9 protein-coding genes are annotated in these 11,961 nt (G+C 50.3%); 4 read left to right on the top strand and 5 right to left on the bottom strand.

Annotation, left to right across the window (positions count from 1 at the left end; all coding sequences use genetic code 11):
- The first annotated feature begins 277 nt into the window (after positions 1-277).
- Positions 278-1,450 (top strand): hypothetical protein, encoded by a 1,173-nt coding sequence (locus tag PKH29_06535; GenBank protein ID HNX14493.1) that lies wholly within the window; start codon positions 278-280, stop codon positions 1,448-1,450.
- A gap of 114 nt (positions 1,451-1,564) precedes the next feature.
- Here the strand turns inward: PKH29_06535 and PKH29_06540 are convergent, their stop codons facing one another.
- The gene (locus PKH29_06540) at positions 1,565-3,676 is read right to left on the bottom strand and encodes an ABC transporter ATP-binding protein (protein ID HNX14494.1); all 2,112 of its coding nucleotides are present in this window, start codon (positions 3,674-3,676) and stop codon (positions 1,565-1,567) included.
- 1 nt (position 3,677) lies between these two features.
- A complete protein-coding gene (locus PKH29_06545) occupies positions 3,678-5,399 on the bottom strand; it encodes an ABC transporter ATP-binding protein (protein HNX14495.1) in 1,722 nt (573 codons plus the stop codon).
- A 347-nt stretch (positions 5,400-5,746) separates the two neighbouring features.
- On the opposite strand from PKH29_06545, the gene PKH29_06550 reads away from it, so the two are divergent.
- Positions 5,747-6,688 carry a DMT family transporter gene (locus PKH29_06550; GenBank protein ID HNX14496.1) on the top strand — a complete coding sequence of 314 codons (942 nt, stop codon included), beginning with the start codon at positions 5,747-5,749 and terminating at the stop codon, positions 6,686-6,688.
- Positions 6,689-6,710: 22 nt separating this feature from the next.
- Positions 6,711-7,736, top strand: a complete 1,026-nt coding sequence (locus PKH29_06555; protein ID HNX14497.1) for a YeiH family protein — start codon at positions 6,711-6,713, stop codon at positions 7,734-7,736.
- 73 nt (positions 7,737-7,809) lie between these two features.
- Here the strand turns inward: PKH29_06555 and PKH29_06560 are convergent, their stop codons facing one another.
- The 3 genes from PKH29_06560 to PKH29_06570 all read right to left on the bottom strand — a co-directional run bounded on the left by PKH29_06560 (position 7,810) and on the right by PKH29_06570 (position 10,473).
- Positions 7,810-8,271 (bottom strand): 23S rRNA (pseudouridine(1915)-N(3))-methyltransferase RlmH, encoded by a 462-nt coding sequence (locus PKH29_06560; GenBank protein HNX14498.1) that lies wholly within the window; start codon positions 8,269-8,271, stop codon positions 7,810-7,812.
- Positions 8,272-8,341: 70 nt separating this feature from the next.
- Complete coding sequence (locus PKH29_06565) at positions 8,342-9,139, bottom strand: MBL fold metallo-hydrolase (protein ID HNX14499.1); 798 nt, start codon at positions 9,137-9,139, stop codon at positions 8,342-8,344.
- Positions 9,139-10,473: a UDP-N-acetylglucosamine 1-carboxyvinyltransferase gene (locus tag PKH29_06570; GenBank protein HNX14500.1), complete on the bottom strand. Its 1,335-nt coding sequence runs from the start codon at positions 10,471-10,473 to the stop codon at positions 9,139-9,141. The genes PKH29_06565 and PKH29_06570 overlap by 1 nt, the downstream gene beginning before the upstream one ends.
- Positions 10,474-10,829: 356 nt before the next feature.
- On the opposite strand from PKH29_06570, the gene PKH29_06575 reads away from it, so the two are divergent.
- A complete protein-coding gene (locus PKH29_06575; protein ID HNX14501.1) occupies positions 10,830-11,909 on the top strand; it encodes a Gfo/Idh/MocA family oxidoreductase in 1,080 nt (359 codons plus the stop codon).
- Positions 11,910-11,961: the final 52 nt, after the last annotated feature.

Consider the following 11,961-nt stretch of genomic DNA (forward strand, 5'->3'; position numbering starts at 1 on the left):
GCCAGCACGATCCGCATCAATACAATCACCCTTTCACAGGTTTTATAGATATTTAGCTATAACCAACAGATTCTTCGGTGACGTCATACCGAATATATCCGTATATGCATAGTATATACAGTTAAGGTATCTTTGTCAATAGTTTATTAGTAATTTCCACAAAGACAAATCGCATATTGCTATTTATCAGCTTTATGGTATAATATGGTTATCAATAAGAGTAAAAACTCTGTATCTCACCGGCCTTTGGCTGATTATTACGGAAAGGAACGTTATAATGAATAAACGAATCTCGTTTTGCTTTCTATGTTTGCTCATTATGCCTCTTATAATCGGATGTGTTATTGAACAGAATGTCAGCAGCGACCCGCTCAGTAATGCTGTTACTACAGAGAGTAAACCTTTGTCTTGCGAATCAAAAAGTTCAACGCCAGTTTCTGCACCTTCGCTTCCGGCAGTAAAACATCCTATCAGCCCAAGTCAGCCAAGCCAACCCATTCTGTCAAATGAAATCATGGAATGGCCTAAAACGAGCTTATCTTACACATTTCGCCTATACCCTTTAGATGATGATAACGTCATTATCCGGTACACCTACGAATTGGAAAATGAAACACAGATGCTTCTTGTTAGGTATAATCATAAAACAGGAGAAACCATTCCGGTTTATAACGGGGTATGCAGCGATGCCTCAAATCAAATTGTGAAAGGAATCGGTAATAGTTTCGCTGTCTGTTTCGAATATGGATACATGCTGTTTTCCGATGATAAACTGATTGAAACGATTTCAAATGATTCCATGTACTGGTGTAAAGTTTCAAATGAATTCAAATATTTGATTTATACGGAGAAAGCAGATAATGGATCAGGCGGTTATGTTTTAACAGAACGAGAAAGCGGGAAAGTGTTATATGCCTTTGAAAATCGTATTGACAGTGCGAGTCCTGTGTTTTCCGAAGATGGGCGTCTTGCTATGATTTCACTGAATCATAACAATGTGTGTTTGAATGTTTACGACATCAACACTGAAACATTGAATACTTACTCTATTGACACCGAACTCCCCGAAGAAATTGAATATTGCAAACTGCTGTTTGGAAATGGCAATAATGTGTACTTTGTGTTTGACGATGCGGTTTCTTATATTTACAGTATAAATTTAGCTGACAACACGCTCACTCAGGTGGCGCGTGTTCAAAACACCGCATACGGACACGGGGCCGTAATGAATTTTGTGTTCAACGGGATTGAATACGCCTATGTGAAACCCACCAAACATCCGATGCAGGATTTCTATGTTGTGCGACAAAATGCCCAAACCGGAAACCTGATCAACGAGTTTGACGCGCGCGGTCTCGGCGGTATCTCTGATATTTGCTATATATCCGGTGGGGATTTATTAATCATGTTCGCCGACGGGAAGATTAAAACACTTCAGGCCACAAAGTAGAAACTTGTAAACTTGGCAGTCAAAATACTTTCTTATCTTTTCAAACGAACAGCTACCTAGATAAAAATCTAAAACCCCGTACGTTTTCGTCCGGGGTTTTGTAAACATTTTTATCTAAGCGATATTGTTCTCCTCGTGCTTGCCGAGGAACTGGCTTTTGTATAGGTCGGCGTAGAAGCCGTTTTGCGCCATCAGCTCTTCGTGCGAGCCGGTCTCGATGATGTCGCCGTGGTTCATCACAAGAATGTTGTCGGCGTTGCGGATGGTCGAGAGCCGGTGCGCAATCACGAAGCTGGTCCGACCCTTCATCAGCCGGTGCATGGCCTCCTGGATCAACACTTCGGTGCGGGTATCGACCGACGAGGTCGCCTCGTCCAAAATCAGAATCGCCGGGTCTTTTAATACTGCGCGTGCGATCGTCAATAACTGCCGCTGGCCCTGCGAGATGTTTCCCGCGTCCTCGCGAATAATCGTGTTGTAGCCCTCGGGCAGTGTGCGGATAAAGTGGTCGGCACAGGCGGCTTTCGCGGCGTCGACGATGGCCTTGTGATCGGGGTGATCCGAACCGTAGGCGATATTTTCTTCGATCGTGCCGTTGAACAGCCAGGTATCCTGAAGCACCATGCCGAACAGTCCGCGCAAATCCTCACGATTCATATCGGCGATATTGACGCCGTCGATCGTGATCTTTCCGCCGTTTAACTCATAGAACCGCATCAAGAGATTGACCAGCGTGGTCTTGCCCGCACCGGTCGGCCCGACGACCGCGATGGTCTGACCGGGCTTGACGTCGAGCGAGATACCGTGAATCAGGGTCTTGTCGGGGTCATAACCGAATTGAATCGACTCGAACTCAACCGCGCCCTGGGGTTGAGTCAGTTTCGGCGCATCCGCGGAATCGGGGCTCTGTTCGGGCTGTTCAAGCACTTCGAAGACCCGCTCCGCTGAAGCCATGGTCGACTGCATGATGTTGACAATCTGAGCGGCCTGCGCAATCGGCTGGTTGAACTGGCGCGAGTACTGGATAAATGCCTGGATGCTGCCGATCATGATCGTGCCGTTCGAGGCGATGATGCCGCCCGCGACACAGACCCCGACATAGCAGAGGTTGCCGATAAATCCGACCATCGGCATCATGCTGCCGGATACGAACTGCGCTTTCCAGTTGTTTTGGTACAGTTCATTATTGCTGTGCTCGAATTCTTCGATCGAGGCCTTTTCGTAGTTGTAGGCCTTGACCACGTTGTGGCAGCTGTACATCTCCTCGACGTGGCCGTTGATCTGTCCGAGTGACTTCTGCTGCCCGCGGAAATATTTCTGCGAGCGTTTGGTGATAAAGATCGTGATTCCGAGTGAAATCGGCAGAGACGCCAGTGTGATCAGGGTCATTGTGCCGCTGATGGTCAGCATCATATATAAAATTCCGATGACCATGACGACGGACGAGATGATCTGAGTCAGCGACTGCTGCAGCGATTGGCTGACCGTATCAACGTCGTTGGTCACGCGCGATAAAATGTCACCGTGGGACTGAGAGTCGAAGTATTTGAGCGGCAGCTTGCTCAGTTTGGCGTTGACGTCGCTGCGCATCTTAAAGACGACCTTCTGGGTCACGCCGACCATGATGAACACCTGAATGAATGAGCAGACGGCGGCTGCCAGATAGAGCGCCAAAATTGTGACAGCGGTTTTCCCGAGTTCGGAAAAATCCACTCCGCCTCCGGTCTTGGCGATATTGTCGGTGATTTTATCGTAATACTCCGCTGCAAGCGCCATATTTCCCGCCTCGGAATTATCGCTTTGGGGCATCTTTTGCAGCAGTCCGACTATTTTTTCGAACGACTCTGCTTTTTGGGCGTTGTCTTTGCACTGCGAAAGCGGTGTGATGCCGGACGCCTTCATCGCTGCGGCAAATTGGGGATTGTTCTCGTTCTCGGCCATCATCTCGACGGCCTTTTTAGACATAAAGCCGACCATTAAAGTGTTTGTGGCGTTGCCCAAAATCTTCGGGGTATTCAATGTGAACACCGTCGAAGCAACGGTCAGAATTAAAACAAAGATTAACGCTAAGGAATGTGGTTTTAGGTATTTGACCAGTTTCTTAAAAGTTCCTTTAAAATCTTTGGCTTTTCCGCCCGCTATCATCCCGGGAGGCCCCATACCCGGACCGCGCATCCGCTGCGACTGTTTGAATTCGTTGCCGTAGTTCTTTTCACGTACCGCCATCTCAACCCACCTCCTTTGCCAGCTGCGAGGATGCAATTTCGCGATAAATATCGCAGCTCTTCATCAGTTGCTCATGGGTTCCGATTCCGGCGATCTGACCCTCGTTCAGCACAAGGATCCGGTCAGCATTCATAATGGTATTGATGCGCTGGGCGATCACGATGACCGTCGCGCCGTCCGTATCCTTTTTCAGCGCCTCGCGCAGCATCGCGTCGGTCTTGAAATCGAGCGCGGAGAAACTGTCGTCGAAGATGAAAATCTCGGGCTTCTTTGCAATCGCACGAGCGATCGAGACCCGCTGTTTTTGACCGCCCGAGAGGTTCGTTCCGCTCTGGGTGATCTCGGCGTTCATGCCGTCCTCACGGCCTGTGATAAATTCCTCGGCCTGCGCGGTCTTGGCTGCCGCTTCCGCCTGTTCGTCGGTCACGTCAGGGTTGCCGAATTTGATATTATCCATAATTGTGCCCGTGACAAGCTTGGCGGTCTGCGGCACAAAGCCGATGCGGCTGTGCAGATCGGACTGGTTCATCTCGCGCACATCGACTCCGTCGACCAAAACTTTTCCGCCGCTCACGTCAAAGAAACGCATGAGCAGCCCGCCGATCGTCGACTTGCCCGAACCGGTACCGCCGATGATCGCCACGGTCTCACCGCGGTCGGCGGTAAAACTGATGTTTTCAAGCGTCGGCTGTTCCGCGCCCGGATAGGCAAAAGTTACATTGTCGAAAACGACCGTGCCGGACTTTTCGGGGCTGACAGGCTTTTCGGGGTCTTTGAGAGCACTTTCGCTCTCAAGCACTTCGAGAACGCGTAAACCCGAAGCGGCGGCTCTCGGAAGCATGATAAAGATGAAGCTGAACATCAGGAACGAGAATAGAATCTGAATCGCATATTGGATAAAGGCCATCAAGCCGCCGAGATCCATCTCGCCGGAGTTGATCAGCGGGCCCGCGAACCACACAATGCCGAGCTGCGTCAGACTCATGATCAGCATCATCGTCGGCATCATTGTGCCCATCAGCCGCTGTACCCGCAGCGAGACTTCGTTTAATTCAACATTGGCTTCTTTAAATCGCTCCGCCTGACGGTCATCGCGCCCGAAAGCACGGATCACCCGGACACCCGTGAGTCCCTCTCGCAATACCAGATTCATGTGGTCAAGGCGGACCTGCATCTGTTTAAAATATTTCGTCGCCAGCCGGATGACAATACCGACTACAATTAAAATCACGGGAATCGAAACCGCTAAAATCCAGGTCAGTTTACTGCTCTTTGCGGAACCTTTGATAATGCCGCCGATCATCGTAATCGGCGCTGAGACCATGATGCGAAGCATCATGACCACAAACATGCCGAGCTGCTGGATGTCGTTGGTCGAACGGGTGATCAGCGAGGCAGTCGAAAAACCGTCGAACTGGGCGATTGAAAAGCCCTCGACTTTGTTAAAAACCTTGCTGCGCAGATCACGTGCATAGCCCGTACCGATGCGCGAAGCCAAAAAGCCCGCCAAGACTGCCGCGGCCATACTCCCGAGCGCCACGAGCAGCATCTGCCAGCCGATCTGCCAAATGTAGGGCACGTCTTTTTTCAAAACGCCGTTGTTGATGATATCGCTCATCAGATCGGGCAGCGTCAGATCGGCCATACACTGTCCGAAGATCAAAGCCACCGTCACGACGATCAACCAGGCGTATTTCTTTAAATACCGGAACAGTTTTATCATGGATTGTTTCCCTTTCCGCGTTTCGATCTCTCGAAACATATTTGGATATTGATTATATACTCTCGTGCGATGTTATGCAATCAAATTCATTGCATCCAGTTAAAACGATCAAACCGCCCTCTTTTTGCATAACTATTTGCGATTATTCCGGAATACTTCTATTGTTTTTGCAATCTAAACTGCGGTTTGCGGCAATACAGAGAGCCATCTCTGTCTGAATCATATTATATATCATTCAAATATGTTTTTTCGGTGAAGATTGCGAAAAAAACCGCTTTGTGTTATGATTCTCTTTGCGCTGTTTTGCAGTGAAAAAGCGCGAAATTTTTTAAACTCGGGAAATACACATGAACAATTTGAACAGAGAAAAAATCAAGGGCTCGGCTTTTTTGTTTTTTGCCTCCTTGATCTGGGGCTCGACTTTTGTGGCACAGAGCATGGGAATGGATTATATTGAACCGTTTACCTTCAATGCGGTCCGTTTTTTGCTCGGCGGTCTGGTGCTTTTACCGGTCGCCATATTTTTCCGGCACGAACCCAAGAAAGCTTTTTCTCCGGAGGATTCCGCCCAAAATGCGATAAAACGACGCAACTTAATCCTTGGCGGCGTCATCTGCGGTATTTTGATTTTCGCGGCGACAGGCCTGCAGCAGATCGGGCTTGTCGATATGACCGCAGGCAAAGCGGGCTTCCTGACGGCGTTGTACGTCGTCCTCGTGCCGATGATCGGGCTGTTCTTTAAAAAGAAATCAGGTGTTTTCTTATGGTTCGGCGTGGCTTTTGCGGTTGCGGGTCTGTATTTTTTAAGCGTAACCGAACAATTCTCATTTGAAAAAGGCGATATCCCGCTGCTTATCTGCGCATTGATTTTCTCGTTTCAAATCTTGGCCGTCGATTACTATAGCCCGCTCGTCGATGGAGTCAAACTGTCCTGTCTTCAGTTTTTTGTAGCCGCGGCGCTCTCCGCGGTCACAATGTTCTTTTTCGAAACGCCCGGCCTGACCGCGATTTGGTCAGCCCGCATTCCGCTTTTATATACAGGATTTTTATCCTGCGGCGTCGCCTACACCTTCCAGATACTAGGCCAAAAGACCACGCCCCCGGCTGTGGCCTCGGTCGTTTTCGGCCTGGAATCCGTCTTTGCCGCGGTCTTCGGCTGGTTGATTTTACACGAACAACTCACCGGTCGCGAATTTCTCGGCGCCGGATTGATGCTGGTCGCGGTATTGCTTTCGCAGATCACACCGAAAGCAAAAAGCAAAACAATCGAACAGGACAGCATCATTTAAATTTTAAGGAAGTGCTCTCGTTTTGAAATGGCTCAAGACCAATTGGTCCGGAATTTTATTATGTTTTGCAATCGCAGTACCCGCATGGTTTCTGGGCGAGCTCGTCCCCGTGGTGGGTGGGCCAGTATGCTCGATTCTGATCGGAATGATCCTGGCGCTGTTTATTAAAAACCGGACTAAACTGGTCCCCGGCATCTCGTTTGCTTCCAAAAAGATTTTACAGAGCGCTGTCGTGCTGCTCGGGTTCGGCATGAACCTGTCGGTCATCGCCTCCACAGGCCTTCAGTCGCTTCCGATCATATTATCCACAATCGCAACCTCGTTGATTGTGGCTTTTGCACTATATAAACTGATGAAAGTCCCGACGAAAATCTCGGTTCTGATCGGCGTCGGCTCCTCAATTTGCGGCGGCTCGGCCATCGCAGCCACCGCGCCCGTCATCGACGCCGACGACAGCGAAATTGCCCAATCGATCTCAGTCATCTTCTTATTCAACGTAATCGCCGCGCTCGTCTTCCCGACCTTGGGCGGTTTGCTCGGGCTGTCGAACTACGGATTCGGCCTGTTTGCCGGAACCGCGGTCAACGACACTTCCTCGGTCACCGCCGCGGCCTCGGCATGGGATGCGATTCACAGTTCCAACGCGCTGGATACCGCTGCGATCGTCAAAATGACCCGGACGCTTGCCATCATCCCGATCACCCTTGTGCTTGCATTATGGCGCACCAAAAAAGAGGCCGGTGACAAATCCGAATCCAAATCCAAAGTCAACCTCAAAAAAATTTTCCCCTGGTTCATCCTCTGGTTCGTGTCGGCCTCGGTCATCACCACGGTCTGCACCGCGCTCAGCGTGCCCGGCAATGTTTTTGCACCGCTGAAAACCTTGAGTAAATTCCTGATCGTCACGGCGATGGCAGCCATCGGTCTGAACACCAATCTTGTCAAACTGGTCAAAAGCGGCGGAAAGCCGATTCTCCTCGGTTTCTGCTGTTGGGTCTGCATCGCAGGAGTAAGCTTGCTGATGCAGCATGTTCTCGGCGTTTGGTAAAACGAGCATGAAAAAAGCCGGGTGCGCTGCATTCGGCTTTTTCAATCATTATTTTGCGTCCGGAAACTAATCTTCATTTATTATATTTTCTCGCACCCATAATATCAAACGCACGGTAAATTTGCTCGAGCAGCATAATTCGAAACAACCGGTGCGGAAAAGTCATCTTGGAAAACGACAGTTTCAAATCAGCCGCTGCCTTAACCTCGTCCGAAAGCCCATAAGAACTGCCGATGATAAAATTCAGCGCGTTCACACCGCCCGCCGACAGTTCGGAGATTTTGTGAGCAAGTTCCTCCGAAGTCAACTCTTTGCCCTCGACGCACAGCGCGATGTTATAGCCGTTTTTCGCTTTTTCGAGAATCTTTTTGCCCTCTTCATTTAATTGCTTATCGGCGGGCAGATCATTTTTCGCCGAAAGCTCGACGATCTCCAGCCCGCAGGATGCCGAGAGCCGCTTTTGATATTCCTTCTGCGCGTCACGCAAATAAGATTCTTTTAAACCACCGACACAAATAATTTTAATATTCATAATACATTCAAGTGACGCGCTGCGTCGCGCAAATAAGATTCTTTTAAACTACCGATACAGATAACTTTTATATTCATAAAACCGAAAAATGTCTGGCCGCCGCAAGCGCCGGCGCGACATGCAGACCGAATTCCTCGTCCGGTTCCGCCCCGCATTCACACAATTTTCGGTTCACTGTGTCGAATGCCACGTCGGGCAGATTGTTTTCTCGTGACAAGTGCGCCAGTACGAAGTTCTTTGCGCCGCTATGTAATAAAATCGCCGAGAGTGAGGCGCAGTCCCGATTCGATAAATGCCCTTCCGCGCTTAAAATGCGCATTTTCAGCCAGTATGGATAATTCCCCGCCCGCAAAATATTTTCGTCATGGTTGGATTCAATCACGACGGTTCTGCATCCCGAGAGTGCCTCCGTCACAATATCGTTCCGATGACCGAGATCCGTGCAGACGCCGACGCGGTTTCCGCTCTCGGTCTCGATCACAAATCCGCAGCTGCCCGGGCAGTCGTGAGGCGTCTCGAAAGGTATCACAAAAAACCGACCGACTCCAATGCCTTGTTCGTCAATCGGGCATAACATCGCTTCCGGACCGACGATCTCCTCGAATAACAGGTTGTCGATCGTTTGCGCGGTCGCAAAAATCGGTATCTCCGGAAGTTTTTTTGTAAGCACCCTCAAAGCGCTGATATGGTCTTCGTGCGAATGGGTAACAAAAACCGCCCGAATCCCCCTGACGGGGAAATCGAGCGACTTTAATCCTTCGCAGATGGCTTTGAAATTTCTTCCGGCGTCAATTAAAATCCCGTCATCACAGCTGCCGATGTAGCAACTGTTTCCCGAGCTGCCGGAGAATAAAGTTGAGACGCTGTCCATCAGTTGGCCTTTTTCAACGCTTTCCCGGCTGTAATCGGGATCTGACCGGAAGGCGTTTCTTCCCCGTTTTTATATGCGGAAATCCTCTTGATGTCTGCACCCAGCATCGTGAGTTTTTTCTCTAAAAACTCATAACCGCGCTCGATAAAATGGATGTCCTCAACTTCGGTCGTGCCTTTCGCGACGAGTCCCGCCATCACCATTGCCACTCCCGCGCGCAGATCGGTCGCCCGGACCGTCGCACCGGTCAGATTTTCAACACCCTCAAATACTGCGGTCTTTCCGTCGACTTTGACCATCGCACCCATCCGGGCCAGCTCCTCGGTATATCGAAACCGATTTTCTGTCACGCCTTCGCTGATAACGCTGGTACCCGAAGCGACAGCACATAAAACACCTGCCTGCGGCTGCATATCGGTCGGGAAACCGGGATGCGGCTGTGTCTTGATATTGACGCGCGCAAGGCGTCCCGCGCAGCGCACCCGAAGCCAGTCGTCTCCGGAAATAATTTCCGCGCCCATCTCGGTGAGTTTGGCAGAAATGGATTCAAGATGTTTGGGGATGATATTCTTGATCAGGACGTCGCCGCCGGTCGCCGCGGCAATGGCCATGAAAGTTCCGGCCTCAATTTGGTCCGGGATCACACCGTAGGTAGTGCCGTGCAGATACGGAACGCCGCGGATTTTGATGACGTCGGTGCCCGCGCCGCGGATATCCGCACCCGTTGAGTTCAAAAAGTTGGCTACGTCGACGACGTGGGGTTCTTTCGCCGCATTTTCAATCACCGTCAAACCGTCTGCTTTGGTCGCCGCCAATATGACGTTGATCGTTCCGCCGACCGTGATGTTATCGAAATAGACCGAATTGCCGGCGAGCCGTCCGTTCTTTGCGATGGTTTCAATAAAGCCGTGTTCCACGCTGACGGCCGCACCGAGTGCCTCAAAGCCCTTGATATGCTGATCGATCGGGCGAGACCCGAAATCGCAGCCGCCGGGCATGCAGACCTTAGCCCTGCCGAAACGCCCGAGCAGAGTTCCGATAAAATAATAAGACGCCCGCATGAGTTTTGTGAGTTTATAAGGGATCTCCGCATTTTTGATGCAGGAGGGATCTATCTCAATCGTCTTGGCGTCGATGTGGGTAATCTTCGCCCCGAGCTTTTCATAAATCTGCATGAAGACATCGACGTCTCCGATTTGCGAAAGATTCTCGATACGGCACGGCTCATCGCACAGCGATACCGCCGCTAAAATCGCGACCGATGCGTTTTTGTTACCGCTGATTTCGACTTCGCCCGACAGACGTCTACAGCCGTTGATAACAAATTTGTCCATTCTGTTACCTTCCCGTGTTGATTTTTCAAGACGCAGACGGTGGGCTACCGTGTTTACAAACGGAGATAAAGCCGTCCGCGCTGCACATACGAATTTATAATACCACATTTCCATAAAAATCGCAAATATTTAAGAAATTTTTTACCGCGGCCTTTTGCGGAGCAGTACTATCATTTTGCCCCGTTTTTCAGTTTCACAATCAGCTTTTGAATTGACAAAACGCACCGGCAATGGTAAGATATTTTTTGCTTTCCGAAATCGGAAAGCCGGAATTTCAATAAGATTGGCTCTGAGTTTTATTTTTCGCGAAAAAGAATTTTTTATATTTCTTTTACATATGAAAGGGAGAAATAACCATGGAAAACACGCAAAAAACAAAAATCGCCGTCGTCGGCTGCGGCGGCGTCTGCCGCTGGGGTCATATGCCCGCATATAAAGCGATGAAAAACGCCGAAATCGTCGCCGTCTGCGATATCAAGCCCGAAAAAGCCGAAGCCATCGCCAATGAATATAATATCCCCAAAACCTATACCGATTACAAAGAGATGCTCGCCGCCGAAAAGCCGGACGCGGTCGATCTGTGCGTGCCGAATTACCTGCATTCGATCATCGCCGTTTACGCGCTGGAACACGGCTTTCACGTCTTTTCCGAAAAGCCCGACGCGGTCTCGGTCGAAGAAGTTTTAAAGATGCAGGCTGCCGCCGAAAAGAGCGGCAAAACCCTGATGGTCATGCGCAACAACCGCTACCGCCCGACCGCGGTGTTTGCGAAAAAGTATATTGCCGACGGCAAGATGGGTGAAATCTATGCCGCCCGCTGCGGTTGGCAGCGCCGCCGCGGCATCCCCGGCAAAGGCGGCTGGTTCACGACCAAAGCCCAGTCCGGCGGCGGACCGTTAATCGACCTCGGCGTGCATATGATCGACCTTGCGATCTGGCTAATGGGCAATCCTGTGCCGGTCGCGGTCTCCGGCTGCACTTACAGCAAGTTTTCAAACCTCGGCGACATCTCCGACTCCGTGCACTCGATGTTCGGCGAGACCAAAAAAGACGGGATTTTCGACGTCGAAGACCTCGCGATGGGCTTCATCAAATTCGATAACGGCGCCTGCATGCAGCTTGAATTTTCCTGGGCGTCCAATGTCGCAAAAGAGCGCAACTTCGTCGAACTGCGCGGCACCAAAGCGGGCTGCGAACTCTCGAGCGACAACGGACTGCACATCTACACCGAAGAATACGGCCAGACCGCCGATTACGATCCGCAGATCAACGATGAAAAAGGCATCCCGCAGCATGAAGGCAATCTGCGCCATTTCGTCGATGTGATTCAAAAAGGCGTCAAACCGGACTTTATCCCGCAGCAGGGCGTCAACATGATCAAAATCCTCGAGGCCATCTACAAATCCGCCGAAACCGGTAAAGAGGTTATTCTGTAAATTTATAACCTGCAAATAAAAAACTCCCCGCTCGGGGAGTTTTTTGTCATTG

Source organism: Oscillospiraceae bacterium, assembly GCA_035353335.1.
Classification (GTDB): Bacteria; Bacillota; Clostridia; order Oscillospirales; family JAKOTC01; genus DAOPZJ01.